This window comes from Halosolutus sp. YCN4, assembly GCF_059736495.1.
Window position 1 is genome coordinate 439,092 of the sequence record NZ_JCASSM010000003.1, and the last position, 25,632, is coordinate 464,723.

Sequence of the window (25,632 nt, forward strand, 5' to 3'; positions counted from 1 at the left end):
CACCTCGTCGCGCCGGTCGAATCCGGTCGTACACCCATTAATTCGTGGCAGGAACGCCACCTATATAATTCTCCTGACCCGTCAGCCGTCGTGATAGAGGCCTGTTACTCTTCTGACTCGTGGTCGCCGAGCATGGCCGCGATCGAGGCTGCGATCTCGCCCCCGAGTCCGGTCTTCGATCCCTCGTAGCGGGCGGCGTCGCCCTCGTGGACCAGTAGCGCGCGCGTCCGATCGGCACCCATCACGCTCGCGTCGTTGGCGACGACGAACGCGAGGCCCACCCGATCGAGCGTCTTCCGGGCGGCCTCAATCATGGCCCCGTCGTCGTCCGCCGTCTCGGTCTTGAAGCCGACGATCGGCAGGTCCGGATATCGGTCGCGGACCTCGTCGATGACCTTCGGCGTCGGTTCGAGGTCGAGCGTGAGGTCCTGACCCGACCGGAGTTTCTCCGGGCTGGCTTCGACCGTGTAGTCCCCGATCGCGGCGGCAGAGACGAGCGTGTCGGAGTCCTCGCAGGCTTCGAGCGTCGCCGCGAGCAGGTCGTCGGCTGTCTCGACCTCGCGCACGTCGGCGTAGGGAATGTCGCCGCCAGAGAGCGCCGGATCGCGGGAGACCGGCCGCGGACCCACGACCCCGTGGACGAGCGTCACGTCGGCCCCGCGGGCGTAACAGGCCTTCGCGACGGCACGGCCCATCCGTCCGGACGATCGGTTCGTGAGCACCCGGACGGGGTCGACCGCTTCGGCCGTCGCACCGCTCGTGACGACGACGTGTTCGCCCGCGAGCGGACGCTCGCCCGCGGCGCGCGCGACGTCACAGACGATCGCCTCCTCGCTCGCGATCTTGGCCTTCCCCTCCTCGAGACGCGGGTCGACGAAGTCGACGCCCCACGACTCGACGGTCTCGATCGCCTCGAGGACGCCCGGGTGGTTGTACATCGGTTCGTGCATCGCGGGCGCGATCACGACCGGCGTGTCGGCCCCGAGCGCGGTGGTCGCACAGGTCGTCACCGGCGTGTCGTCGACGGCGCCCGCGATCTTGCCGACCGTGTTGGCCGTCGCGGGCGCGATCAGCAGGACGTCGGCCCAGCCGTCGTAGCCGCAGAGGTCGACGTGTTCGACGCCGCCCGTGATCTCGGTGACGACGTCGTTGTCGGTCGCGAACTCGACGGCCCAGGGATGGACGATTCCCCGCGCACTGTCGGTCATGACCCCGCGCACTTCGGCCCCCTGCCGTCGCAACTCGTGGGCCAGTTCGACCGTCTTGACGGCCGCGATCGATCCCGTCACACCGAGCGCGACGTTGACTCCCTCGAGCATTTGCCCGATGTTCTCCCGGGGACGTGTTAAGAATAGCGAGCGACCCGGCCGTCACGGGTCGGACGACACCTCGTCGACCCCGACTCGCAGTCGGCGACGGGCCGTTTCGAATCCGAGGGCCTCGTAGAACCTGACGGCACGCTCGTTGTCTACGTCGACGTCGAGCACCAGTTCCGGACAGCCCGCCGCCCGCGCTCGCTCCGCCGCGCGGTCGATCAGGTCGCGGGCGAGGCCCGTGCCGCGGTATGGCTCGCGGACGTAGATGTCGCCCACGGCGAGTCGGTCCGGGCGATCGAAGACCGTCGGCGTCTCGTCGATCTCGGTCGTGACGAATCCAGCGAGGACATCGTCGCCGTCGGCGAGGTCGCTGTCGCCCGCGTTTCGCTCCGCCTCATCGTTTTCGTCTCCCGTTGCGTCGACGGCGACCCACGCGCGATCCCCCTCCGATTCGAGTCGCTCGAGCCGAAACGGAACCTCCTCGGCGACGAGGTCGACGTCGTCGGCCAGCGCGTGGGCGTCGACGATCGCCTCGAGTTCGCGGTGGTAGGGCACCCACAGGTCTTCGACGAAGCGACGGACGGCGCTGTCTTCGGCGGGAAGTCGACGAATTTCCATCGTATCCGTTCGCCGCAGACGGCCAACTGGCTGATAAGAACTGCGCTCTTCGCACCCGTTTCGGCGGCTCCGCGCTCGAGAATCGCCCGTCAGTCGTCCTCCCGATCGACGCTCGGGTGCATCGTCGGCTTCTCGTCTAGCGGTTCCGAGAAGGCCTCGAGTATCGTCTCGCGCGCCCGTTCGTCGCGCCGTCGTCTCTCCTCGTCGTCGATCTCCTCGCAGGCCGGCGGCACCTCGCGTCCGCGACCGGTGAAGTACCCCTCCGGGGCGACCCAGTCGTGGTAGAAGTTCGCCTCGGAGTCGTGGATGACCGCGAGGCCGACCGTCGCCCCGTGGCCGGCCGCGACGATCGCCTGGTGGGGTCTGTCCGCGATCCGGCCCGCCGCGTAGACCCCGTTGACGGCCGTTCGGCCCCCCTCGTCGACCGCAACGACGTGCTTGCTCCCGCGCTGGGTGCGACCGACGTCGAGGGGGACGAGGTAGTCGCTGTCCGGCCACGAGGCGGCGATCACGCGGCGGGCCTCGATCGGGTCGCCGCCCTCGGTCTCGAGGACGAATCCCTCCTCGAGGGCCGTTTCTGTGCGAGGTTCGGCGCGCGTGACCCGCCCCAGTTCGAACGTCGCCCCCGCTTCGCTGGCCTGCTCGCGGGTCAGTTGCAGGTAGCGGCGGGCGTCGATCCCGTCGGGGAAGCCGGGATAGTTCTCGAGGCTCGCGTTGCGCGCGAGGATCGACTCTCCCCCGTCGATCACGAGCGTGTCCAGTCCGGCCCGGGCGGTGAAGATCGAGGCGGCGAGCCCGGCGACGCCACCGCCGACGATGCAGACGTCTCGCATGGACGCTCGTTGCCAGCCGCGGATATAGAAGGTTGCTAACTCGAACGGCCGCCGATCGGCCCCGGCGATCCACCCGACGCGATCGAGGGTAATCCTTACTATCGAACCGCCCCTACGGGACGCCCGTGGACAGAATTCTCCTCAGCACGCTCGCCTACCGGTCCCCCGAGGAGGTCTTCCCGCACGTTCGATCGTTCGCGGACTACACCCGGTACACGGACCACCTCGAGGAGGTCCGGGTGCACGGCGACGGCAGCGTCGGTTCGGTGTACGACCTGGTGCTCTCGTGGTGGAAACTTACCTACACCGCCCGATCGAAGGTGACGGAGATCACCGCCCCGAACTCGTTGCAGTGGCGGCTGACCAAGGATATCGACGCCCGGGGGGAGTGGCGCGTCGAACCGGAACCCGAATCGGCCCCCGCGGACGAACCGACCGCCAGTCGGATCTACTTCGACGCCGTCTACGATCCCTACTCCGCGGACAGGAGTTCGATCTCGCTCCCGCGGTTCGTCTCGCTGGACTGGGTCGTCGACCGGGTCGAGCCGCGACTCCTCGACGAGGCCGAGACCGTCGTCCAGCGACTGGTCGCCGACATCGAAGGCCGGCGCCGTGACGTCGAACTGACGATCCACGAGATGCCCTGATACGGTCTGCTGTACCGAGTTATCGGTGCACCCGCGACCGCCTTTCGGTTGCAGCGGAACTGACTACAGCAGGCCGTCTGAGTCGGGGCGACCGATCGCCACCTTCGGCTCCCACGCCAACCGACTTAGCCCTCGCCAGCGTAGGTCGATCACATGAGTTCGAGCGGTCCGCGTCGACCCCGCCCGATCGCCCGGCCGGGTCCCCAACCGATCGGCTGGACGGTGAGCGATACATGCGCGTAATCATCGTCGGCGCCGGCGAGGTCGGGACCAACATCGCCGCCAGCCTCGACGACGACCACCGCGTCGCGGTCGTCGATACCGACGGCGACCGCGTCGAGTCGATCACTTACTCCCACGACGTCCTCGCGATCGAAGGCGACGGGACGGCGATCGAGACGCTCGAGGAGGCGGGGATCGACGACGCCGACATGGTCATCGCGAGCACCGACGTCGACGAGACGAACATCGTCGTCTGCGGGGCGGCGAAGGCGGTCGCCGATCCGTTCACGATCGCTCGCGTGCGGGAACCGGACCTGCTGTACACGTGGGAGCGCTCCGAGGGGGCGTTCGGCGTCGACTTCATGGTCTGTACCGACCTCCAGACCGCACGCGCGATCGTTCGGATCGCCGAACTGCCGGGCGCTCGCGACGTCGAACACTTCGCGAACGAGTTGGTCACGATGGCCGAGTTCGAGGTCCACTCCGACAGTCCGATCGCGGGCGAGACCGTCGCCGAGGCCGATCGCTACGAGTCGTTGACCTTCGCGGCGATCATCCGGGGCGACGACGTCCTCGTCGCCCAAGGGGAGACGGCGATCCGGGCCGGCGACGACGTCGTCGTCATCGGCTCCGGAGAGAGCGTCCGCGAGTTCGCCGCCACGGTGTCGCCCGGGCCTACGACGACCGACGCGAACGATATCGTCATCGTCGGCGGGACGGAGATCGGTGCCCAGGCGGCCGGCTTCTTCGAATCACGTGGTCTCGAACCGCGACTGATCGAACGGGATCCCGATCGGGCCCGGGAACTCGCCGAACGGCTTCCGAAGACGGTGGTCCTCCAGAGCGACGCGACCGACATCGACTTCCTCGTCCGGGAACACGTCGACGAGTCGGACATCGTCGTCGCCGCCCTCGACAGCGACGAACGGAACCTGCTCGTCTCCTTGCTCGCGAAGCGACTCGGCGTCGATCGGACGATCGGCGTCGTCGAGGCCGGCGAGTTCGTCGACATCTTCGAGACCGTCGGCATCGACGTCGCGGTCAATCCGCGCCTCGTGACGGCCGAAGAGATCACCCGGTTCACCCGCGAGCGACGCACCGAACGGATCGCGATGCTCGAACACGATCGGGCCGAGGTGCTCGAGTTCGAGGTCGAGGAGTCGAGCCCACTGGCCGGGGCCCGGATCGAGGACGTGATGGCGGATCTGCCCGATCGAGTCGTCATCGGGGCGATCGCGCGCGGCGAAGACCTTGTCACGCCCCGCGGCGAAACGGTGCTCGAAGCCGGCGATCACGTGGTCCTGTTCGTCGATACCGAGGTCGTCGACGCGGTCGTCGCGTACCTCTGAGCGGACGGTGGCGGAATCGACCGGCCGCCGTCAGAGCCTGTACTCGTGCTCGCCGTCCTCGCTCTCGAGGAACGCCGCGAGGAGGTCGATCGTCGCCGCGATATCGTCGACGTGGGCCGCCTCGGTGACGGTGTGGAGGTACCGCGTCGGGATCGAGATCGCACCGACGGGTTTCGCGCCCGCCGAGAACTGGAAGCCGGCGGTGTCGGTGCCCCCTGCCGGCAGGATCTCGTGCTGGTACTCGATCCCCTCGTTCTCGGCGACGGCTTTCAGTCGGCGGTGGACCTTGGGATTCGTGATGACGCTCGAGTCTTTGAGTTTGATCGCGGTCCCCTCGCCGAGGTCGGTGACGTGATCGCCGTCCTCGAAGCCGGGGACGTCGTTGGCGACCGTGACGTCGAGCGCGATCGCGAGGTCCGGGTCGACGTCGACGCCCAGGGCGCGAGCGCCGCGCAGGCCGACCTCCTCCTGGACCGTCGCACAGAAGTGGATCGTCGCGTCGGGGTCCTCGATCCGACGTGCGGCCTCGAGCATCGCGAACAAGCAGACCCGATCGTCCAGCGCCTTGCCGGTGATCGTCTCGCCGACGCGCTCTGTGGTCTGGTCCATCGTCACGAGGTCGCCGGGCGAGATTCGCTCGGCGGCCTCCTCGTACGGAAGGCCGACGTCGACGGCGACGTCGTCGACCTCGGGGGTCTTCTCGCGCTCGTCCTCGTCGAGGGTGTGTGGCGGCGGCGAGCCGATTACACCCGGCAGATCGCCGTCCTCGGTGTGGATCGTCACGCGCTGGGCCTTGAGGACGCGGGCGTCCCAGCCGCCGAGCGCGTCGAGTTCGACGAAGCCGAACTCGCCCTCCTCGCCGCGGACGTGACGGACCATGAAGCCGATTTCGTCCATGTGAGCCGCGACGGCCACCGAGTAGTCGCCGTCGCACTTGATCGTTCCCACGACGTTCCCCATCGCGTCGGACCGAACCCGATCGACGCTCTCCTCGAATTCTCGTCGGACGAGGTCTCGAATTCGATCCTCGTAGCCGGGAACGCCACTCGTTTCGGTCAGTTCGGTGAGCAGGTCGAGATCGAACGAAGCCGATGACATGCCCTCACGTCGGTCGTACCGGGCTATAAACGCGTGGAAAGCGGGTCCGACAACCGGCTCTCGATGGCTCGAGGCCGTCGGCCACCGCTCGGCCCGGCCGCTCGCTCCCGCGCCCCGGGATTCGTATCAACGATCGTGATAGTTAAGATGTGAACCGCGGAGTATTAACCGATCGGTCTGCTACGATCCCCCATGAGCGACGTACGTGTGGCAGGTGTCGGCCTGACATCGTTCGGGAACACGCCCGAACGGACGAGTCGCGACCTCTTCGGGGACGCGACTATCGCGGCGTTCGCGGACAGCGGAGTTCCGCGCGACGACGTCGAGGCCCTCCTCTACGGCAACTTCATGGGAGAACTCTCCGAACACCAGGGCCACCAGGGCCCGCTGATGGCCGAAGCGGCGGGCGTCCGGGCACCGGCGACTCGCTACGAGTCCGCGTGCGCGTCGAGCGGGGTCGCGATCCGGGACGCGGTCAAGCGGATCCGCAACGGCGAGGAAGACGTCCTCCTCGTCGGCGGGGCGGAACGGATGACCAACCTCGGAACCGCGGGGGCAACCGAAGCGCTCGCCATCGCGGCCGACGACCTCTGGGAGGTCCGTGCGGGGACGACCTTCCCCGGCGCGTACGCGCTGATGGCTCAGGCGTACTTCTCCGAGTTCGGCGGCGAACACGAGGACCTGGCACACATCGCGGTCAAGAACCACGAGAACGCGCTGACCAACGAGAAGGCCCAGTACCAGCGCGCGATCGACGTCGACGACGTCCTCGAGGCCCCGCAGGTCTCGAGTCCGCTCGGCCTCTACGACTCCTGTCCCATCTCGGACGGCGCGGCAGCACTCGTCCTCACGAGCGAGGCGTACGCCGAGGAGCACGACCTCGATGCCCCGGTCGCGATCACCGGCACCGGCCAGGGCGGCGATCGGATGGCCCTCCACGACCGGGAGCACCTCGCGCGCTCGCCCGCCGCTCGCGAGGCCGGTGAGGAAGCGTACGCCGAGGCCGGCATCGACGCGGGCGACGTCGACGTCGCGGAGGTCCACGACTGCTTTACGATCGCCGAGGTGCTCGCGATCGAGGCGCTCGACCTCGAGCCGATCGGCGAGGGGATCTCGGCGGCCCGGGACGGTCGAACGACCGCCGACGGCGAAACGCCGATCAACCTCTCGGGCGGCCTGAAGGCCAAGGGGCACCCGGTCGGGGCGACCGGAGCCTCCCAGATCGCCGAGGTCAGCAAACTCCTCGCGGGGACGCACCCGAACAGCGACCACGTCGCGGACGCGACGACCGGCGTCGCCCACAACGCGGGTGGGACGGTCGCGAGTGCGACGGTTCACGTGCTGGAGGTGGTCGCATGACGGACTCCGAAAACGCCGTGCAGGACGCGGGATTCGACGAGTGGCTCGACGCCGCCGAGGACGGCGACGCCTACTACCTCGAGTGTTCGAACGAACACGGCTCGCTCCCGCCGCGTCGGGTCTGTCCCGACTGCGGATCGACGGACCTCGAGGAGGTCCCGATCCCCGCGACCGGCGAGATCGAGACGTTCACCGTCACGCACGTCCCGACCCCCGCCTTCGAGGACGACGCCCCCTACGCCACCGGGATCGCGAACTTCGGCCCCGTCCGACTCACCGGACAGGTCGTCGACGTCGATCTCGAGGCGATCGAACCCGGTCTCACCGTCGCGATCGAGGTTTCGGTCTCGGAGACGACCGGCGAACGGGTGCTCTCGTTCTCGCCGGCACAGCGCGATTGACGGCTGTTGGATAGCGCGATTGGCATCTGTTTCTCGCCCGGCGGTCGACGCCTGTTTCTGCGGACCCTGCCCGAATCAGGATCGATCGAGCGCCTCGGCGACGACCTCGATCGGCGTCGGCGGCTCGTCGTCCGCCCCGGGTCGATCGCCGAGCTGGGTCCGACAGGAGGCCCCGGGTGCGACGACCCGATCGCCCTCGCTGTCGTCGACCTGGTCGTAGAGGACCTCGGCGATCGCCTTGCTCATGGAGTAGTGCTCGGCCTCGTAGCCGAAACTGCCCGCCATGCCACAGCAACTCGAGTCGAGTGGATCGACCGCGTAGCCGGCCCGACGGAGGACGCCGACCGCGTGGTGGTCTTTCGCGTGGGCCTTCTGGTGGCAGTGGCCGTGGTAGACGAGATGGTCGTCGGGCGCGTCGAATTCGAGTTCGGCGTCCAGGTCGAACCGATCGAGGTACTCGCAGACGCCGTACGTGTTCTCGGCGACCCGATCGACCGACGGACCGGACAGCAGGTCGCGGTAGTCCGACTGGAGCATAACCGCGTCGGAGGGTTCGAGCAGGAGCACGTCCCAGCCGTCCTCGACCAGCGGTTCGAGGCCGTCGACGGTGCCGCGCGCCTTCTCGGCTGCCAGATCGAGCATCCCCTTCGAGAACGCCGGGCGGCCGACGTCCCGCGGCGTGGCGACCTCGACGTGAACGCCGGCGGCTTCGAGCACGGCCAGCGCCGCCTCACCCGCCTCGGGATACTCGTGATTGGTGTAGACGTCCGGCACCAGCACTGCGCGGCGGGTCGCCGCGTCCGCCGGCACGGCGGGGTCGCGATCGGCGACCCGCTTCGCGAAGGTGCGACGCTCGAACGTCGGGAGGTCCCGCTCCCGGGAGATGCCGAGCACCGTCTCCGCGAGGAGGCCGGTCCCGGGGAGGTTCGTCATCCAGTTCGAGACGGGTGCGGTCGCGCTCCCGAGTTTCGCGAGCGTCTCGAAGTTCGCGAAGACGCGATCGCGAAGCGAGATCCCGTTTCGCTGGTGGTGCTCGTGGACGACCTCGGCTTTCAGTTTCGCCATGTCGACGCCGCTCGGGCAGTCGTGCTTGCAGCCCTTGCAGCCGATACAGAGGTCGAGCACTTCCTCGACGAACTCGTCGTCGAACTGCTCTTCGGGATCGAGGTCGCCGCTCATCGCCTGCCGGAGCATGTTCGCTCGCCCGCGCGTCGAGAGGATCTCCTCGTGGCTCGCACGGAACGTGGGACACATCACGCCGCCGGTCGTCGACTGCTCGCCGCGACAGCCGCCACAGCCGTGGCAGAGTTCCGCCATCCCCTGAAACCCCTGATCGGTCTCCCACTCGAGGACCGGGTCGAACCCGGCGTCGAACTCGTAGTCGGGACCGAACCGGTGGTTCTCGGTCATATCTGTCGGGTTCTCGTCGCGGAAGACGACCTGGCCGGGGTTGAGCAGCCAGTCCGGATCGAACGCGCTCTTCAGGTCCTGGAAGGTCTCCCACAGGTCCTCGCCGTAGAGCTTGCGGTTCCACTGGGTTCGGGCGCGGCCGTCGCCGTGCTCGCCCGAAACCGAGCCGTCGTACTCCACGACGAGGTCGGTGACGGCGTCGGCGATCGACTCCATGTCCTCCAGTCCCGCCTCCGTCTTCGTGTTCACGAGCGGGCGGATGTGAAGGACGCCGGGACCGGCGTGGGCGTAGAAGCTGGCGTAGGTGTCGTGGTCCTCGAGTATCGCCTGGAAGTCGGCGACGAACGCCCGGAGGTTCTCGGGCGGAATCCCGGTGTCCTCGATGAACGCGACGTGTTTCTCGTCGGTCGTCCGCGAGAGCAGGATCGGCAGTCCGGACTTGCGGAGCTTCCAGATCTTCGATCGACTCGCGTCGTCGTACGCCTCGATCGCGTCGAACGCGAGGACGTTCGCGCCGGTGGTCGTCCGCTCGGCGTCGTCTTCGGGCTCGCCCTCCGGATCGACCGTCGGGCAGCGATCGGCGAGCAGGTTAGCCACCTTCCGTTTGCCGTCGGCGGCGTCGTCGGCGTAGAACTCGACGATCAGGACGGCCGTCGTCCCGTCGGGCAGCATCTCGGTGACGGGCGCGAACTCGGGCGTGTTCCGGGCGAGGTCGATCATCACGTCGTCGATTACCTCGACCGCGGCCGGATCCTGCTCGACGATCGGCTCGACGTCGGCCATCGCGTCGAGAACGGTGTCGTACGCGAGCAAGGCCATGCTCTTCGCGTCCGGGACGGGTTCGAGCGAGACCGTCGCCTCGGTGACGATCGCGAGGGTCCCCTCGCTGCCACACAGGAGTTTCGCGAGGTTGATCGTCCCGCCCTCCGCGTCGGGTTCGCCGATCCCGCGCTCGCCGCCGCGGGCGTCCTCAACGAGCCAATCCAGATTGTAGCCGGAGACGTTGCGCTTGAGGTCGGGATACGTTTCCTCGATCAGGTCGCCTCGTTCGTCGAGGATTCGGGCGAATTCGGAGTAGATCGCCGACTCGAGATCGTCGCCGTCGGCGAGGTCGGGGAGGTCGTCGACGTCGACTTCGCCGAACGTCGTCACGGTGCCGTCCGCGAGGACGGCCTCGACCTCCTCGACGTAGGCGTCGGTCTTGCCGTACTGCAGCGAGTGTGCCCCCGTCGAGTTGTTGCCGATCGCGCCGCCGAGCGCGCTCTTGTCGCCCCAGGCGGGGTCGGGTGCGAACTTCAGGTCGTACGGGGCGAGGGCTTCGTTGAGCGAGCCGAGGTAGATTCCCGCCCGGGCGGTCGCTCGCCGCCCGTCGGGATCGACCTCGACGACGTCGTCCATGTGCGTCGTGAGATCGAGGACGACGGCCTCGTTGACGGTCTGGCCGGCGAGACTCGTCCCGCCACCGCGGGGCAAGACCGGGATCTCGCGTTCGGCGCAGTACTCGACGACGGCGGCGACGTCGTCGGTCGATCGCGGGAAGACGACCCCGATCGGCGTCACCTCGTAGATGCTCGCGTCGGTCGCGTACAGCTGTCGCGAGTACGTGTCCGCGCGGACCTCGCCGGCGACGCGCCGATCGAGGTCGGCGACGAGCGTCGGCCGGTCGACGTCGTCGCTCCGGTAGTCGTAGTTCGCCTGCGGATCGGCCGCAGGGTCCGAGACGGTCGTTGGTCGATCGGACGAGCGGGTCGGATCGGTTGAGTCGGTTGGATCAGTTGCCATTGGTGTCGTCTGCGTTGGGTCTGCGTTCGTCGAACGGTACCGTCGTGTTCTCGGACATCAAAACACCCCCGGAAAGAGGACGTAGGTGAACAGGAGCGCCCAGATGCCGACGAACACCGTGTAGTACAGCAGCGGAATGAGATTGAGACGGATCACGCGCCCTTCCTCGCCGATGAGGTCTACGGTCGCGAGCGCGGCGACGACGTTGTGGATCGCCACGAGGTTGCCGATCGCGCCGCCGACGGCCTGCGCCCCGACGATGAGTTCGCGCGAGAGGCCGAGCCGTTCGGCCGCGACGAACTGGAACGGACCGAACGTGATGTTGCTGACCGTGTTCGAGCCGACCAGCGCCGCCCCCAGCGCGCCGATGAGCGCGGCGACCATCGGGTAGGCCGGGCCGACCACGTTCGCCGTCGCAGTCCCCAGGACGACGATCATGCTGTCGACGCCGTCCGCGTGCGAGCCCGACTGGAGCATCACTTGCGCCATCGCGAGCACGAACACGAGCGCGATCAGCGGCGAGACCAGCTTCGTCGTCGCGCTGCCCCACGCCTCCGCCACCTGCCGGCGGTTCATATCGAAGAGGCCGACCGCCGCGATCGCGCTCATCAGCAGCCAGGTGCCGGGCACGTACGTGAAGTTGATCTCGCTTCCGAGAGTGGTCCCGAGGATCTCCGACCACTCGAAGAGGAACAGGCCCACGGTGAACTCGCCGATCCCCGTCGCGACCGACCCCAGTACCAGCGATACCTGCCGCCCGAACAGCGACACCTGTTCTCCGCGAAGCAGGGCGGGGAAGGGATCGAAGACGCGGGTGAACATCAGGAGCACGACCAGCAGCACGTACGGCGACCAGGCGCGTACGAGCGAAATGTCGTGGGTTCTGGCCAGGACGCTCCTGGCATCGGTCGGTTGGATCGACCCGGTCCAGTGGTCGGGCCACTCCTCCTGATCCGGGAAGGACCACTCCTCGTCGGGCAGGAAGTATCCCGCCCGAAGCGCGGCGATCGTGATTCCCGCACCGACCATCGAGCCAACGAGCGACGGGAACTCTGCGCTGATGAACCACGCCGACAGCCAGTACGGGACTACGAAGGCCAGACCGGCGAACAGACAGAGGGGCCACACCGCGAGCGCCGGCTTGATCGATCTGTCGTCGGGATCGCCGAAGAAGTAGACGACCATCCCGACGACGAACAGCGGCATCACGAACCCGACGAGCAGGTGGTAGGTCGCCGCCCAGGCGGCGACGTTGATGGCGAACTCGCTCGCGGTCAGCCCCTCGGCTTCGATCGCCAACTGGATCCGAGAGACGCTGGCCACGGGCTCTCTGATCCCGACGATGATCGGCGTCCCGACCGCACCGTACGTGACCGCGATGATGTGGCCGATCAGGGCGGCCACGACGGCGGCGAGCGCGGGAAAGCCGAGTCCGAGTAACAGCGGGGCGACGACCGCGGCGGGCGCCCCGAAACCGGCTGCGCCCTCGATAAACGTCGAGAGAAAGAACGCGATCAACACGACCTGGACGCGACGGTCCTCGCTGATCATCGCGAACCCGCTGTTGAGGACGTCGAACGCTCCCGCCCGAAGCATCGTGTACAGCAACACGAGCGCGCCGAAAACGATAAACAGGATCTGGATCGCGATCAACACCCCCTCGATCGTCGCCGCAGCAAGCCACCTGACCGGCACACCCCAGACGAAGAACCCGACGACGAGCGCGGAGAGCCACGCGATCGGCATCGCCCGCGTCGCGGGCCAGAGAAAACCGACGAGCAGGACGCTGACGACGACCAGTGGTATCATCGCAAAGGCGACGTCGATCACTTCAACCATCGCCAGTACCTCCCGTCCCCCGTCGAATCCACGAATATTGCCGTGGATCGCTCATATCACGAACCACCATGGGTAGATAGCCGGTTTATAACTAGCGGTCGTTTTAATAAACTTGTGTGAACTCCCAGTCGTCCACAGATCGATCGCGTTCGTGGTGACCTCGTTTCGATCGGTCCGTCGTCGGGGTCGATCGAACGTAAAGGCATATACACTCGTGTGTACTGGCCTGTACTATGACCGACGACCGTGACCGAAACCGTCACGGCCAGTACGCGGATCGGATCCCGCCGGAGGCCGCCCTCGAGGCCTTCGAGGAACGAGAGGATCGCGGTCGGCCGTTGACCGCGGACGACGTCATGGAGCACCTGGACTGCTCGCGGCGAACCGCACACAACAAGCTCAACGATCTCGTCGAGGACGGGGTGATCGAGACCCGCAAGGTTGGGGCTCGCGGCCGCGTCTGGTGGGTGCCGATCGAGGAGGATCCGGAGCTGCAGCCGACGGCGGGTCGATCCGAGGAGGAGACGCCGCCCCCGGTCCAGGAGGCGGTCGCGACGGTCGATCTCCCCGGATCGGGATCGACGCTCGAGGCACGACGGGAAGCCCTGCTCGCGTCGTACCAGTATCTTATCGAACACCCCAGTGCGAAGAAGTCGGACTTCCTCGAGAACGTCTACCCGGACCACCCCGCAGGGTTCGAAACCGACGAAGGCTGGTGGAACGCGATTCAACCCGCACTGAAGGAGTTTCCCGGCGTCGATCCGCCCGAAGAGCGCGGCCACATCTGGAACTTCCTCGGGAGCGATCGGTTCACGCCGACGCTGGGGTGAGACCGGGGGTCGCAACGTCGTCCCCGATCGGCGACGGGTCCCGGACGAGGGCGTCCACGAACGCGGCCGGTCACGGTCGAGCGAATTCGGTCGCCCGAATCGTCCCGTCTCGCTACTCACGGGTTCGTATGCGGACGTACCCCGAGTTCGCTATCGAGACGCGATACGCGTCGACCGAGAACGAAACCACGAGATGATCGTCGTCGGAACAGCCCGCCATGATTCTATCGAGTGCCTCGGGGTCGACGTACTCGTGAAGGGTGAAGCCGAGTTCGTCCGTCTCCGTCGCGTCGACTCCTTCCAGCGAACTGATCCCTTCGACGATCGTGATACTGGGTGGAGTATCGTCGTCGTACTGTAGTTTCGTATCCATGATGGTCACTCGATTGCTCGTTCACTCACAGGTGAAGCGGGTACCGCCGAGCCCTAGAAGAGGCCCGGGAAGAGGACGTAACTGAACACCATTGCGACGATCCCGACACCGACCGCGTAGTAGATGAGCGGGATCAGGTTCAACCGCATGACCCGCCCTTCGTGACCGACGAGCCCGACGGTCGCGAGCGCGGCGACGACGTTGTGGATCGCGACCAGGTTGCCGATCGCGCCGCCGACGGCCTGCGCCCCGACGATGAGCTGCGTGGGGAGTCCGAGCTGGCTCGCGGCTTCGAACTGGAACCCGCCGAACGTGATGTTCGAGACGGTGTTCGAGCCGGCCATCGCCGCACCGAGTGCGCCGATGAACGCGGCGATGAACGGATACGCCGGACCGGCGATGTCGGCGGTCGCCTGCGCGAGGACGAAGATCATGCTCTCGGCCCCTTCGGCGTGTGCGCCGGACTGGAGCATCACCTGCACCATCGCGATGACGAACACGAGCGCGATCAGCGGCGCGATGAGCTTCTGGAGGGTCTCGGTCCAGGCGGCCGTCACCTGCTCGCCGTCCATTCCGTACAGCGGAATCGCGATCAGCGCACAGAGGACGAGCCAGAAGCCGGGGACGTAGACCCAGCTGATGCCGCCGTCGAGGCCGGTGCCGAAGATATCGGGCCACGCCGTTCCGAACAGTATTGAGAGTTTTCCGACCTCCAGGATGCTCTCCTGCAAGAACGCCGCGATCGGATCGACGACACGCGTGACGACCAGCAGGACGACCAGCAGGATGTACGGCGTCCAGGCGCGAAGCAGGGACATGTTGGCCGTCCCGACGGTGGCCGTCCCAACGCCGCCGTCAGCGGCGACCGCGTCGCCGTCACTGCTGCCGACACCGGGCGCGTTCGCCTGCCCGGGTTCGATCGTCCCGACCCAGTGAGCGGGCCACTCTTCGCGATCCGGGAAGTCCCATTCCTCGTCCGGCACGAAGTAGCCGGCTTTCAACGCGCCGACGACGATCGCGCCGCCGATCATCGCGCCCATCAGCGAAGGGAACTCCGCGCTGATCTGGGCCGAGAGCCAGTACGGGATCACGAACGCGATTCCTGAGAACAGACACAGCGGCGCGACCTCCCAGGCCGGTTCGAGGCTCCGTTCTTCCGTGTCGCCGAAGAAGTAGACGACCATGCCGACGGCGAACAGCGGCATGACGAACCCCACCAGCGCGTGGTAGGTTGCGGCCCAGACGGCGACCTCGACGGAGTACGCCTGGACGGTGAAGCCGGCGTCGGTGATCGCCGTTTCGGTCGCCGCCGTCGATCCGAGCGGATCCTCGATACCGACGATGATCGGCGTCCCGACCGCACCGTACGTGACCGCGAGGACGTGGCCGATCAGGCCGGCGATCACCGCGGCGAGCGCCGGGAATCCGAGCGCCAGCAGCAGCGGCGCGACGACCGCCGCCGGCGTCCCGAAGCCGGCCGCACCCTCGATGAAGGCCGCGAGGAAGAAGCCGATCAGGACGATCTGTACGCGGCGATCGTCGCTGATTCTCGCGAAGCCCTGGTTGATCCTGTCGAACGCGCCCGCTTGCATGAGCGTGTACAGCAAGAGCAGCGCGCCGAAGACGATCCAGAGGATCTGGATCGCCGTCATCACCCCGACGATCGACGCTGCAGCGACGTAATCGAACGGCATGCCCCAGACGCCGAGTCCGACCGCTACCGCCGCGAGGTAGGCGATCGGCATCGCCCGCGTTGCGGGCCACAATAGCCCCACGAGCAGGACGCCCGCGAGGACGAGCGGCAACGCCGCGAACAGGACCTCGACCGTACTAGCCACGGATACCACCTCGGTCCTTCGTCTCGAACGGTAGTGATGGACGATCGCTGCCGATGCCATGTGGGATTGAATCTGGCATGGGGGGAGGACTGTTGAAACAATATATATAATCTTCGATCGTTCTGCTCGTTCCGCCGATCGGACCGGGTTTTTCGGCGTCGAGTCCCCAATTTTCTCCACCAACGAGCGGAAACGGAACGCGAAACTCCCGGACGGCGACGCGATCCACCGAACGCAGTGGAGTCTGATCACGAACCGCTCCGATCTCGCGGCTCCTGTACAGTTAACTGACCCGGTCACGTGTTGCGGTTTTCGGAACGCATGTCTCGATCGGGAATTCGTTTCGGCGCCGGTACCTGTCATACGACGGGGGCGATCGGAACGGAGGAGGGCCATTGTAGTCGTGTGAACTGGTCGTACAGTCGTGTGAACAGGGAGTCCAGTCGAGTAAACAGGCCAGTTCAGTTGTGTGTTACGGATGCGGCGACTGGCGCGCGGTCACGATTCACACGATTTTGCGTCGATACCGCGCCGAACGTGAGACAGAACGCGAATCACTCCTGCTCGAGTGCAACGGCGAATACAGTACTCTATCCGCCGAAGATCGCCGATCGGCGACCGAGCCCTCGGTCGCAGACACTGTGTGGCGCGTGAACGAACAGAACAGTAAAATAGGCACGGCGGTAGCATCGTGCTATGAGTGTCGACCCAGGGTCCGTGCCGGAGCGGTTCGAAGCTGCGCTCGCGGACCTCGACGTCCCGGTCACGTACACCGATCCAGCCGGGTTCGATCGCACACTAGAGAGTATCGCCCGCGAGCCAGCGATCGGGACGTCGCTCCCGTTCGCGTCGGCCTCGCTACCGGACTGGGTGGACGACGACCCGACGCCCGCCAGCCTCGAGTCGGCGGTAACTGGTATCACGGCCGCCTCGATCGGGATCGCCGACTACGGGAGCGTCGTCCTCCCCGCAACGGCGGCCGGATCGGAGCAGGTAAGTCTCTTTCCCGACCTGCACGTCCCGATCGTCCGGGCCGACGACATCGTCGCGGACATGTCGACGGCGATCGCTCACCTGGGGCCGACGCTGCGCGACGGCGGCAGCGCCATCGTCGCGACGGGACCGAGCGCGACCGCCGACATGGGGGCGCTCGTGAAGGGGGCACACGGGCCGAAAGACGTCCACGTCGTCGTTCTCGAGACGCGGGGTGGGTCCGGTGAGTGAGACAGACCGCGGGGCGAAAGCCGACCGGATCCGTCACCTCCTCGAGACCGAGGGCGAGGCCGTCGAGGCGAACACGCTGGGGTTCAACCAGGGACGGTACGACTCGGTCGCGGACCTCGAGGACTACGAGGCCCTGAAAGACGAGGCGCGGGGGATCAAGGAGGACGCGATCGAGCGCCTCCCGGAACTGATCGACGAGGTCACCGAGACCGTCGAGGAAAACGGCGGGACGGTCTACCTCGCCGACGACGCGGCCGACGCGAACCGCTACATTCGCGACGTCGCGAGCGAGAAGGACGCCGAGCGGGTCGTCAAGTCGAAGTCGATGACCAGCGAGGAACTCGAGGTCAACGACGCGCTGGCGGCGGACGGCGTCGACGTGGTCGAGACCGACCTCGGGGAGTGGGTCCTGCAGGTCGCCGAGGAGGCACCGTCGCACATCGTCGCGCCGGCGATCCACAAGTCCCGCGAGGAGATCGCCCGCCTCTTCAACGCCCGATTCGACCCCGAGGAACCCCTCGAAACGGCCGAGGAACTCACGCAGTTCGCCCGCGAACGGCTGGGCGAACTGATCCGTGACGCGGACGTCGGGATGACCGGGGCGAACTTCATCACCGCGGATTCGGGAACGATCATGCTGGTGACGAGCGAGGGGAACGCCCGGAAGTCCGCCGTCGTCCCGGATACGCACGTTGCGGTCGCCGGGGTCGAGAAGATCGTGCCCTCGGTCGAGGACCTCGCGCCGTTCGTCGAACTCATCGGCCGATCGGGAACGGGCCAGGACATCACGTCCTACGTCTCGTTGCTGACACCGCCGGTCGAGTCGCCCGTCGTCGACTTCGACCAGCCCGACGTCGCGTTCGCCGACCGGGACGACGACCGCGAGTTCCACCTCGTGTTGATCGACAACGGCCGCATGGCGATGCGCGAGGACGAGCAGCTTCGCGAGACGCTGTACTGCATCCGCTGTTCGGCGTGTGCGAACTCGTGTGCGAACTTCCAGAGCGTCGGCGGCCACGCCTTCGGCGGCGAGACCTACACCGGCGGCATCGCGACCGGGTGGGAAGCGGGCGTCCACGGGCAGGATTCGGCGGCCGAGTTCAACGACCTCTGTACCGGCTGCACCCGCTGTGTGAACGCCTGCCCCGTGAAGATCGGCATTCCGTGGCTCAACACGGTCGTCCGCGATCGGATCAACCGCGAGGGCGACGATGGGCAGTTCGAGTTCGTCTACGAGGAACTGGTTCCCGACGAGGAACCGGGCGGCCTCGACCCCCAGAAGCGACTGTTCGGGAACTACGAGACGCTGGCGAAACTCGGGAGCGCGACCGCACCCGTCTCGAACTGGGTGGCCGGTCTCGGCCCGGTCAGGAGACTGCTGGAGCGCGTCGTCGGCATCGATAGCCGTCGGGACTTCCCCGAGTTCCAGCGCGAGACGCTTCGCGAGTGGTACGAGAAACGGGGGTCGCGGATCGACCCGGCCGACGCGGATCGCGAGGTCGTCCTCTACCCCGACACGTACACGAACTACGTCGACGTCGATCGGGGCACGGCGGCCGTCCGGGTCCTCGAGGCGCTCGACGTTCACGTCCGCATCCCCGACGTCGGCGAGAGCGGGCGGGCACCGCTCTCGCAGGGGATGATCGCTACTGCCGACGAACAGGCGAGTCGCGTCTACGCCGCGCTCGCGGAGCACCTCGACGCCGGCCGGGACGTCGTCGTGATCGAACCCAGCGATCTCGCGATGTTCCGGCGCGAGTACGAGAACCTCCTGCCCGAGCGATCGTTCGAGCGACTCCGGGACGGCAGCTACGAGATCCTCGAGTACGTCTACGGCGTGCTCGAGAACGGGGGCGACGCCGCGGAACTCCGATCCGGCACCGACGGCCCGCCGATCGCCTATCACGCCCACTGCCAGCAACGAACGCTCGAACTCGATCGCTACACGTCCGCGGTCTTCGACGACCTCGGCTACGACGTCGTCGAGAGCGACGTCGAATGCTGCGGCATGGCCGGAAGCTTCGGCTACAAACGCGAGTACTACGACCTGAGTATGGACGTCGGCGATCGACTCGCGACACAGTTCACCGCGCCCGACGCGCGTGATCGGCTGGTCGTCGCCAGCGGGACCTCCTGCGAGGAGCAACTCGGGGACCTGCTCGAACGCGACGCGATCCACCCGGTCGAAGTGCTCGATCCGCGCTCCCGCCGTCCCGGAACCTGAAGCGAGTCCCGTTTCGTTCGACGTAGCTGTCGTAGTGTGCCCCCACACTATATTTATACGTCGGGCGTCTTGGTCCGGGTATGAGCACTGACCGGGTCGACGCCGAAAGCAAGGTGTCCGGGAATCAGGCGAACATTCCCGCCCGGATCCGTCGCCAACTCGATATCGACGATGGTGATCGACTTCGATGGAGCGTCACAGAGGATGGAACGCTACAGGTCGAGGTCGTTCACCGCCGCGGCGGTTCGTTCGCCGACTTCGCGGGATACGATGGTGACGAAGACACCGACGCGACGACGGATCACGATACCTGGGGAGTCGAGTGAATGCCGCAGGCAGTCGTCGATACGTCGGTGCTGTTCGCCGCGAGCTATCGGCGCGACGGTGCGCACGATGCGGCGCTCCCGATCCTTCTGGGCATCGACGAAGGGGAACTCCCCGAAGCCGTCGTCCTCGACTACGTCCTCGCGGAGACGCTCAACGGGCTGATGACGCACGCCGGCCACGACGCCGCCGTCGATTTTCTCGATCGAATCGAGGAGAACGCGCGGTTCCACGTCCAGACGATTCAACCGAACGAACTGGCGACGGCGAAATCCGCGTTCCGCCGCGTAGAACCGCTCTCGTTCGTCGACGCCTGCATCGTGGCGTACATGCAGTCGAACGGCGTCGAGTACCTGTACGCGTTCGACGACGACTTCGATCGGGTCGAAGACGTCGTCCGGTTCGAAACGCCGACGAACCCGTACTCACCGCGGTGAGGGGGCTGCTCCTCAGCGGGCGTCTTCGAGCCGATCGAGCGCCGCGGGGTTCTCGATGCTGCTCATGTCGCCCAGGTCCTCGCCGGTGTAGGTGGCCTCGATCGCGCGGCGGATGATCTTGCCCGACTGGGTCTTCGGGAACTCGTCGACGAACAGGATCTCGCGCGGCCGGAAGGGTTTGCCCAGTTCTTCGCCGACCTGGGCGCGCAGTTCCTCGCGCAGGTCGTCGGACTCCGCGACGCCGTCTTCCAGGATGACGTAGGTGACGACCGCCGTCCCCGTGGTGTCGTCGGGCGCACCGATCGCCGCGGCCTGATTGACCGCGTCGTGGTCGATGAGCGCACCCTCGACCTCCGCCGGACCGACCTTGCGTCCGGCGACGTTGAGCGCGTCGTCGGCGCGGCCGTGGAGGAACCAGAACCCGTCCGCGTCCTTCTGGGCCCAGTCGCCGTGGTCCCACATGTCGTCGAAGGTCGACCAGTACTCGTTCAGGTAGCGCTCGTCGCCCGACCAGAGCGACTTCGTCATCGACGGGCAGGAGTCCTTCGCGACGAGAAAGCCCCGCTCGTTGTCCGCTTTGACGGACTCGCCCGAGGAGTCCACGATGTCGATGTCCATCCCGAGACCGGGCCCGCCGAGCGTACAGGGTTTCAGGGGTTCGGTCGGCATCGGCATCAGGAAACAGCCACAGATCTCCGTCCCGCCGGAGATGTTGATGATCGGGGCCTCGCCGCCGCCGACGTTCTCGTAGAACCACCGCCAGGACTCGGGATCCCAGGGTTCGCCCGTCGACCCCAGCAGTCGGAGCGAGGAGAGATCGTGGCCCTCGAGCCAGTCGTCCCCGTGCTTGCGGAGCGCACGGATGGCGGTCGGCGAGATGCCGAACTGCGTCAGTTTGTGCCGGTCGATCATCTCCCAGAACCGATCGGGTTCGGGGTGGTCGGGCGCACCCTCGTACATGAAGACGGTGCCGCCGAACGTGTGGGTCCCGATCAGCGTCCAGGGTCCCATCATCCAGCCGATGTCGGAGACCCAGAAGAACCGGTCGGCGGGTTTGAGATCGAAGCCGAAGTAGAGTTCCTTGGCACACTGGACCTGGACGCCCGCGTGCGTGTGGACGATCCCCTTCGGCTTGCCCGTGGTTCCGGAGGAGTACAGGAGCATCGACTCCTGGCTCGAATCGAGGGACTTGGTCTCGTACGCGTCGTCCTTCGTCTCGACGGCGTCGGTCCACCACTCGTCCCGGCCGTCGTCCCAGGGGATCTCGTGCTCGCTCGTCGGGTCGCCGGAGCCGAGTCGGTCGAAGACGATCGTGTGCTCGACGTGACCGGCCTCCTCGATCGCCTCGTCGGCGGCGGACTTGAGGAAGACCGGATCGCCGCGCCGGTAGAAGCCGTCGCCCGTCAGGAGGACGGAGCACTCGGCGTCTTCGATCCGGGTCGCGGCGGCGTCGACGCCGAACCCGGAGAAGATCGGCACCGCGATCGCGCCGACCTTGAAACAGCCGTAGAGGATCGAGACGACCTCGGGGACCATCGGCATGTAGAGGCCCACGGTGTCCCCGGTCTCGATGCCGCGCTCCTCGAGCGCGTTGGCGACCTTGTTCGACTGGCGGTGGAGTTCGTGGTAGGTCACCTCGCGAACCTCGCCGTCTTCGCCCTCCCAGATGGTCGCGACTTTGTTGCGTCGCTCCTCGTCGACGGCGGCGTGGCGATCGCAGACGTTGTGGGCGACGTTGAGTTCGCCCCCGGGGTACCAGTCGGTGAACTGCGGCCCCTCGCCGTCATCTCTGACCGCGTCGTACTCCTCGTAGAACTCGATATCGAGGTAGTCGACCAGTTCGTCCCAGAACCAGTCGACGCCCGACGCCTCGACGCCCTCGATCTCCGTCGTGGTCCGATCGACGAGTTCGTCGTAGTCGTCGATGTCGTACGCCTGCATGAACTCGTAGACGTTGGTCGACTCGACGAACTCCTCGCTCGGTTCGTGGACGATCTCGTCGACGTCTTCCAGGCTGGTGTCTGCGGACATGGAACTCACTCGTACGTAAGCGTCATTCCACCATCAAACAACAGGTCTCCGCCGTCGAGGTGTCGCCCGAGATCGGAGAAGCCGAGCAGGAAGAGGTTCCCCACGTCGATCGGGTCCATCATCTCTTTGACGCGGGACTGGCCGAGCATCACGTCCTCGATCACCTCGTCGACGCTGATGCCCCGCTGTTCGGCGGTGTCCTCCAGTTGGTTCGTCACGAGCGGCGTCTGGACGTAGCCGGTGCTGACCGAGAACGAGCGGATCTCGCCGTCGCCCTCGGCGGCGATCGACTGGGTGAGGCCGCGCAGGCCGAACTTCGAGACGTTGTAGCCGACCTTGTCGCTGGTGACGTAGTGGCCGTGGACCGAGGCCATGTTGCCGATACACCCCTGGCCGTCCTCGGTCTCCCGAAAGTGCGGAATGCACAGCTTCGAGAGGTACAGCGGCGCTCGAAGCATCACGTCGTGCATCCGATCGTAGGCCGCCATCGGGAACTCGTCGATCGAGTCGATGTGTTGCATCCCCGCGACGTTCGCGAGGTACTTGACGTCGCCCAGCTCCGCGGCGTCCGCGACGATCCGCTCGATGTCGTCGTCGTCCGTGAGATCCCCGGCGATAGGTTCGATCGACCCCGCGAGATCGAGGTCCGCGCCCCGATCGGCAGTGCCCTCGAGGCCATCCTCGTCGACGTCTGTGGCCGCGACGGTGAGTCCGTTGCCCGCGGCCGCGAGCGCGGTCGCACGCCCGATTCCCGATCCGGCCCCCGTAACGATACAGACGTTTCGCCCGGTAAACGAGTCGTCGTCGAACGTGTGAATGTCGTCCCGCGTTACCGTCGGCGGTGTAACCTGGTCCTGAGACATGGCTCGAACACGAGAAACGTTCGCCCGGGGGACGGTAAAACGGAGTCGTTAACATATCAACGGCGAGCGCGGGGTCACGCCCGGATTCCGGGGTCCGTCGGGTAGAAGCGCCGAGCGGCGGTCCACTCACCACGGGGAACGGCCCGGAATCGGGGAACCGTTCGCAGGACCGCGTCGCCGTCTCCCGCCGTGCTGACTCATGAAAAATGCAAACAATTAATTCCTCCTGTGATGGTTGTTACCTATCAAGCGATGATCGATATCGATCTCGACATGCGGCAATACGATTGCCCGTTCATCGACACGACCGATGACGTCGACATCGCGTTCTCGGCCGTCCAGTGGCAACTCGATACGGACGACGAGAAACTCGAGACGCGGCTCATCGCGCAGGGGAACTCGCCGGGAGCGCTCGACGACGGACTCCACACGCTTCGGGACCACCCGAACATGACGGAGTGTTACATTCTCTCGAAGCGAGACACCGTCGCCCAGATCGGGACGAAGATCGAGCAGACGAACGCCATGGAGACGATCCGGGAGAACGGCGGCTACATCACCGGCCCCTTCCAGATCGAGAACGGGCGGGAGAGCTGGCACGTGGGGTTCGACGACGACCGGGACGAGGACCGCGCCCTCGCCGAACTCGATCGACACAACGACTACGACGTCGAGGGACGCGACCAGTTCGGCCCGGCGACGCTGTTCGACCTGCTCGAGAACTCCGACAGCGCATCCACGCTCCTCGAGGGCTGTCGATCCCTGACCCAGACCGAACGCGAAACGTTCGAGGTTGCCTCGGCCAAGGGGTACTACGAGACGCCGCGCGACACGACGCTCGACGAACTGGCGAACCACTTCGACGTCTCGAAGACGGCCGTCTCGATGAACCTGCGCCGCGGCGAACGGAAGATTCTGAACGCGGCTCTGTACGCACTGAACCAGCTGGGCGGCACTGAAGAGTTCTGAGGCGGGAGCCGATCGGTCGGCGGCTCTAACCGCCAGTAACACGCGCTCGTCAGCCAGATTTTGTCGAACCGGACGGATTGAATCCGTCGGTCGTCGAAACCGGGGCCGAGCGACGGTTATTCGCCGCCGCCCTGCATCAGCATCTGGATTTCCTCGTCCTCGACGAGCAGGTCGGGATCGCCCCTGTCGACGATCTCGCCGCGTTCGATCACGAGCATTCGGTCGACGATCTCCGGAACGTGGCTCGCGTTCGACTCGGCGATCAACACCGAGATGTCTCGATCGATGATCTCGCGAATGTGGGACTTGACGTTCTCGACGACGACCGGGGCCAGCCCCTCGAGCGGTTCGTCGAGGATGAGCAGGTCCGGCTGGAGCGCAAGCGCCCGTCCGATCGCGGTCATCTTCCCCTGACCGCCGCTCAGGTTCTGGACTTCGGCGTCGCGCCGCTCCTCGAGTTCGGTAAAGAGGGCGAAGATATCCTCGACGACGGCGTCCTCGTCCTCGATACCCCGCGCCGTGCCGGCGGTCCAGATCGGGAGCCGGAAGTTCTCTTCGACGGTCATCCCGGTGAAGAGGTCGCGGTTCTCCGGCTGGTAGCCGATCCCCCGCTTGGGGATCAGTTCGGGCCGCAGATCGAGGAGTTCTTCGCCGCGCAACCGAATCGAACCGCTGGCGACCGGCGTGAGCCCCATGATCGACCGGAAGGTCGACGTTTTTCCGGCCCCGTTGCGGCCGACGAGCGCGACGGCCTCACCTTCGTTGACCTCGAGATCGATCCCGTGAGTGACCTCGAATCCTTCGACGGTCGCGGAGAGGTTCGACACCTCGAGCAGCGGATTCGAGGCGTCGGATCCTGGGCCGACTGTACTCATTCGTCCACCCCCAGCAGGACCCGGCGGAGTTCCGAATCGGTCTCGAGCAGGGACGGGTCGCCCTCCCGGAAGACGCCGCCTTCGTGGAGGACGACGAGGCGATCCGCGTACTCCTTGACGAGGTCCATGTCGTGTTCGATCGTCACCGTCGTCACGCCGTCGGCCTCGCTGGCCTCGACGATCGTCTCGATGACGTACTGCTTCTCCCGGGTCGCGACGCCGGCCGTCGGCTCGTCGAGCAACAGGTAGGTCGGGTCGAGTCCGAACGACATCGCCACGTCGAGCAGTTTCCGATCGCCGTGGGGCAACGTCTCGGCCACCTCGTGCTGGACGTCCGTGAGACGGAACTGAGCGAGGAGGTCGTCGATATCGCGTTCGGCCTCCTCGTGGCCGTCGTCGACGGACCGCATGCTCAGCGTTTTGTCCTGTCTGGAGAGGACCGCGATGCGGATGTTCTCGCGGACGGTCATCTCCTCGAAGACGTGGACGATCTGGAAGCTCCTGACGAGCCCCTCCTTGACGCGCTCCTCGGGAGCCATGTCCGTGATCTCCTCCTCGACGGTGGAGCCGTCTTCTTGCCTGTGGACGACGACCGATCCCCGGTCGGGTTCGAGCAGTCCGGTCAACAGGTTGATGAGCGTCGTCTTGCCGGCCCCGTTCGGGCCGACAATAAACACAATCTCGCCGTCGGTCCGTCCGAACTCCAGCGAAACGTCGTCTGTGGCGCGCAGTTCTCCGAATTCCTTGCGAAGATCTCGTGCTTCGAGCAT

At 66.5% G+C, this 25,632-nt stretch carries 22 protein-coding genes; 10 read left to right on the forward strand and 12 right to left on the reverse strand.

Annotated elements, in window-relative coordinates:
* Positions 1-104: 104 nt before the first annotated feature.
* From coaBC to AC6I6X_RS12700, 3 genes are all read right to left on the reverse strand, one after another.
* Positions 105-1,319 carry a bifunctional phosphopantothenoylcysteine decarboxylase/phosphopantothenate--cysteine ligase CoaBC gene (coaBC, locus tag AC6I6X_RS12690; protein ID WP_497930886.1) on the reverse strand — a complete coding sequence of 405 codons (1,215 nt, stop codon included), beginning with the start codon at positions 1,317-1,319 and terminating at the stop codon, positions 105-107.
* Between the two features lie 51 nt (positions 1,320-1,370).
* Entirely contained in the window at positions 1,371-1,934 is a 564-nt protein-coding gene (locus AC6I6X_RS12695; RefSeq protein WP_497930887.1) for a GNAT family N-acetyltransferase, read from the reverse strand.
* 89 nt (positions 1,935-2,023) lie between these two features.
* The gene (locus AC6I6X_RS12700; RefSeq protein WP_497930889.1) at positions 2,024-2,767 is read right to left on the reverse strand and encodes an NAD(P)/FAD-dependent oxidoreductase; all 744 of its coding nucleotides are present in this window, start codon (positions 2,765-2,767) and stop codon (positions 2,024-2,026) included.
* 125 nt (positions 2,768-2,892) lie between these two features.
* On the opposite strand from AC6I6X_RS12700, the gene AC6I6X_RS12705 reads away from it, so the two are divergent.
* A complete protein-coding gene (locus AC6I6X_RS12705; RefSeq protein WP_497930890.1) occupies positions 2,893-3,414 on the forward strand; it encodes an SRPBCC family protein in 522 nt (173 codons plus the stop codon).
* A 233-nt stretch (positions 3,415-3,647) separates the two neighbouring features.
* On the forward strand, positions 3,648-4,985 hold the full coding sequence (gene trkA / locus AC6I6X_RS12710) for a Trk system potassium transporter TrkA (RefSeq protein ID WP_497930891.1): 1,338 nt from the start codon (positions 3,648-3,650) through the stop codon (positions 4,983-4,985).
* 30 nt (positions 4,986-5,015) lie between these two features.
* Here trkA and AC6I6X_RS12715 read toward each other — a convergent pair whose 3' ends face one another.
* A complete protein-coding gene (locus tag AC6I6X_RS12715) occupies positions 5,016-6,083 on the reverse strand; it encodes a M42 family metallopeptidase (protein ID WP_497930892.1) in 1,068 nt (355 codons plus the stop codon).
* Positions 6,084-6,275: 192 nt separating this feature from the next.
* Between AC6I6X_RS12715 and AC6I6X_RS12720 the strand changes: the two genes are divergently transcribed.
* Together AC6I6X_RS12720 and AC6I6X_RS12725 are read left to right on the forward strand one after the other, a co-directional pair.
* Positions 6,276-7,442: a thiolase C-terminal domain-containing protein gene (locus AC6I6X_RS12720; RefSeq protein ID WP_497930893.1), complete on the forward strand. Its 1,167-nt coding sequence runs from the start codon at positions 6,276-6,278 to the stop codon at positions 7,440-7,442.
* A complete protein-coding gene (locus AC6I6X_RS12725; protein ID WP_497930894.1) occupies positions 7,439-7,843 on the forward strand; it encodes a Zn-ribbon domain-containing OB-fold protein in 405 nt (134 codons plus the stop codon). The genes AC6I6X_RS12720 and AC6I6X_RS12725 overlap by 4 nt, the downstream gene beginning before the upstream one ends.
* A gap of 75 nt (positions 7,844-7,918) precedes the next feature.
* Here AC6I6X_RS12725 and AC6I6X_RS12730 read toward each other — a convergent pair whose 3' ends face one another.
* Both AC6I6X_RS12730 and AC6I6X_RS12735 read right to left on the reverse strand, forming a co-directional pair.
* Positions 7,919-11,035: an FAD-binding and (Fe-S)-binding domain-containing protein gene (locus AC6I6X_RS12730; protein ID WP_497930895.1), complete on the reverse strand. Its 3,117-nt coding sequence runs from the start codon at positions 11,033-11,035 to the stop codon at positions 7,919-7,921.
* 57 nt (positions 11,036-11,092) lie between these two features.
* A complete protein-coding gene (locus AC6I6X_RS12735; protein WP_497930896.1) occupies positions 11,093-12,874 on the reverse strand; it encodes an L-lactate permease in 1,782 nt (593 codons plus the stop codon).
* Positions 12,875-13,107: 233 nt separating this feature from the next.
* Between AC6I6X_RS12735 and AC6I6X_RS12740 the strand changes: the two genes are divergently transcribed.
* The gene (locus AC6I6X_RS12740; protein ID WP_497930897.1) at positions 13,108-13,704 is read left to right on the forward strand and encodes an ArsR family transcriptional regulator; all 597 of its coding nucleotides are present in this window, start codon (positions 13,108-13,110) and stop codon (positions 13,702-13,704) included.
* A gap of 112 nt (positions 13,705-13,816) precedes the next feature.
* Here the strand turns inward: AC6I6X_RS12740 and AC6I6X_RS12745 are convergent, their stop codons facing one another.
* Both AC6I6X_RS12745 and AC6I6X_RS12750 read right to left on the reverse strand, forming a co-directional pair.
* Positions 13,817-14,077, reverse strand: a complete 261-nt coding sequence (locus tag AC6I6X_RS12745) for a HalOD1 output domain-containing protein (protein WP_497930898.1) — start codon at positions 14,075-14,077, stop codon at positions 13,817-13,819.
* A gap of 53 nt (positions 14,078-14,130) precedes the next feature.
* Entirely contained in the window at positions 14,131-15,915 is a 1,785-nt protein-coding gene (locus AC6I6X_RS12750) for an L-lactate permease (protein WP_497930899.1), read from the reverse strand.
* A 696-nt stretch (positions 15,916-16,611) separates the two neighbouring features.
* On the opposite strand from AC6I6X_RS12750, the gene AC6I6X_RS12755 reads away from it, so the two are divergent.
* From AC6I6X_RS12755 to AC6I6X_RS12770, 4 genes are all read left to right on the forward strand, one after another.
* Positions 16,612-17,139 (forward strand): LUD domain-containing protein, encoded by a 528-nt coding sequence (locus tag AC6I6X_RS12755; RefSeq protein WP_497930900.1) that lies wholly within the window; start codon positions 16,612-16,614, stop codon positions 17,137-17,139.
* Entirely contained in the window at positions 17,132-19,363 is a 2,232-nt protein-coding gene (locus tag AC6I6X_RS12760; protein ID WP_497930901.1) for an LUD domain-containing protein, read from the forward strand. The genes AC6I6X_RS12755 and AC6I6X_RS12760 overlap by 8 nt, the downstream gene beginning before the upstream one ends.
* Before the next feature lie 80 nt (positions 19,364-19,443).
* On the forward strand, positions 19,444-19,689 hold the full coding sequence (locus AC6I6X_RS12765; RefSeq protein ID WP_497930902.1) for an AbrB/MazE/SpoVT family DNA-binding domain-containing protein: 246 nt from the start codon (positions 19,444-19,446) through the stop codon (positions 19,687-19,689).
* The gene (locus AC6I6X_RS12770) at positions 19,690-20,124 is read left to right on the forward strand and encodes a PIN domain-containing protein (RefSeq protein ID WP_497930903.1); all 435 of its coding nucleotides are present in this window, start codon (positions 19,690-19,692) and stop codon (positions 20,122-20,124) included.
* Positions 20,125-20,136: 12 nt separating this feature from the next.
* On the opposite strand, the gene AC6I6X_RS12775 is transcribed toward AC6I6X_RS12770, so the two are convergent.
* Both AC6I6X_RS12775 and AC6I6X_RS12780 read right to left on the reverse strand, forming a co-directional pair.
* Positions 20,137-22,155, reverse strand: a complete 2,019-nt coding sequence (locus tag AC6I6X_RS12775; RefSeq protein WP_497930904.1) for an AMP-binding protein — start codon at positions 22,153-22,155, stop codon at positions 20,137-20,139.
* A gap of 5 nt (positions 22,156-22,160) precedes the next feature.
* Positions 22,161-23,018: an SDR family NAD(P)-dependent oxidoreductase gene (locus AC6I6X_RS12780; protein WP_497930905.1), complete on the reverse strand. Its 858-nt coding sequence runs from the start codon at positions 23,016-23,018 to the stop codon at positions 22,161-22,163.
* A gap of 252 nt (positions 23,019-23,270) precedes the next feature.
* Here AC6I6X_RS12780 and AC6I6X_RS12785 point away from each other — a divergent pair, with 252 nt between their 5' ends.
* On the forward strand, positions 23,271-23,987 hold the full coding sequence (locus AC6I6X_RS12785) for a helix-turn-helix domain-containing protein (RefSeq protein ID WP_497930906.1): 717 nt from the start codon (positions 23,271-23,273) through the stop codon (positions 23,985-23,987).
* A 116-nt stretch (positions 23,988-24,103) separates the two neighbouring features.
* Here AC6I6X_RS12785 and AC6I6X_RS12790 read toward each other — a convergent pair whose 3' ends face one another.
* Together AC6I6X_RS12790 and AC6I6X_RS12795 are read right to left on the reverse strand one after the other, a co-directional pair.
* Positions 24,104-24,862 (reverse strand): ABC transporter ATP-binding protein, encoded by a 759-nt coding sequence (locus AC6I6X_RS12790; protein WP_497930907.1) that lies wholly within the window; start codon positions 24,860-24,862, stop codon positions 24,104-24,106.
* Complete coding sequence (locus AC6I6X_RS12795; RefSeq protein ID WP_497930908.1) at positions 24,859-25,632, reverse strand: ABC transporter ATP-binding protein; 774 nt, start codon at positions 25,630-25,632, stop codon at positions 24,859-24,861. Before AC6I6X_RS12795 ends, AC6I6X_RS12790 begins: the two co-directional genes overlap by 4 nt.

Excerpts from the sequence above, each read along its gene's own strand:
- coaBC (WP_497930886.1), bottom strand. The coding sequence starts at position 1,319 with ATGCTCGAGGGAGTCAACGTCGCGCTCGGTGTGACGGGATCGATCGCG.
- AC6I6X_RS12695 (WP_497930887.1), bottom strand. The coding sequence starts at position 1,934 with ATGGAAATTCGTCGACTTCCCGCCGAAGACAGCGCCGTCCGTCGCTTC.
- AC6I6X_RS12700 (WP_497930889.1), bottom strand. The coding sequence starts at position 2,767 with ATGCGAGACGTCTGCATCGTCGGCGGTGGCGTCGCCGGGCTCGCCGCC.
- trkA (WP_497930891.1), top strand. The coding sequence starts at position 3,648 with ATGCGCGTAATCATCGTCGGCGCCGGCGAGGTCGGGACCAACATCGCC.
- AC6I6X_RS12715 (WP_497930892.1), bottom strand. The coding sequence starts at position 6,083 with ATGTCATCGGCTTCGTTCGATCTCGACCTGCTCACCGAACTGACCGAA.
- AC6I6X_RS12720 (WP_497930893.1), top strand. The coding sequence starts at position 6,276 with ATGAGCGACGTACGTGTGGCAGGTGTCGGCCTGACATCGTTCGGGAAC.
- AC6I6X_RS12725 (WP_497930894.1), top strand. The coding sequence starts at position 7,439 with ATGACGGACTCCGAAAACGCCGTGCAGGACGCGGGATTCGACGAGTGG.
- AC6I6X_RS12730 (WP_497930895.1), bottom strand. The coding sequence starts at position 11,035 with ATGGCAACTGATCCAACCGACTCAACCGATCCGACCCGCTCGTCCGAT.
- AC6I6X_RS12735 (WP_497930896.1), bottom strand. The coding sequence starts at position 12,874 with ATGGTTGAAGTGATCGACGTCGCCTTTGCGATGATACCACTGGTCGTC.
- AC6I6X_RS12740 (WP_497930897.1), top strand. The coding sequence starts at position 13,108 with ATGACCGACGACCGTGACCGAAACCGTCACGGCCAGTACGCGGATCGG.
- AC6I6X_RS12745 (WP_497930898.1), bottom strand. The coding sequence starts at position 14,077 with ATGGATACGAAACTACAGTACGACGACGATACTCCACCCAGTATCACG.
- AC6I6X_RS12755 (WP_497930900.1), top strand. The coding sequence starts at position 16,612 with ATGAGTGTCGACCCAGGGTCCGTGCCGGAGCGGTTCGAAGCTGCGCTC.
- AC6I6X_RS12765 (WP_497930902.1), top strand. The coding sequence starts at position 19,444 with ATGAGCACTGACCGGGTCGACGCCGAAAGCAAGGTGTCCGGGAATCAG.
- AC6I6X_RS12770 (WP_497930903.1), top strand. The coding sequence starts at position 19,690 with ATGCCGCAGGCAGTCGTCGATACGTCGGTGCTGTTCGCCGCGAGCTAT.
- AC6I6X_RS12775 (WP_497930904.1), bottom strand. The coding sequence starts at position 22,155 with ATGTCCGCAGACACCAGCCTGGAAGACGTCGACGAGATCGTCCACGAA.
- AC6I6X_RS12780 (WP_497930905.1), bottom strand. The coding sequence starts at position 23,018 with ATGTCTCAGGACCAGGTTACACCGCCGACGGTAACGCGGGACGACATT.
- AC6I6X_RS12785 (WP_497930906.1), top strand. The coding sequence starts at position 23,271 with ATGATCGATATCGATCTCGACATGCGGCAATACGATTGCCCGTTCATC.
- AC6I6X_RS12790 (WP_497930907.1), bottom strand. The coding sequence starts at position 24,862 with ATGAGTACAGTCGGCCCAGGATCCGACGCCTCGAATCCGCTGCTCGAG.
- AC6I6X_RS12795 (WP_497930908.1), bottom strand. The coding sequence starts at position 25,632 with ATGCTCGAAGCACGAGATCTTCGCAAGGAATTCGGAGAACTGCGCGCC.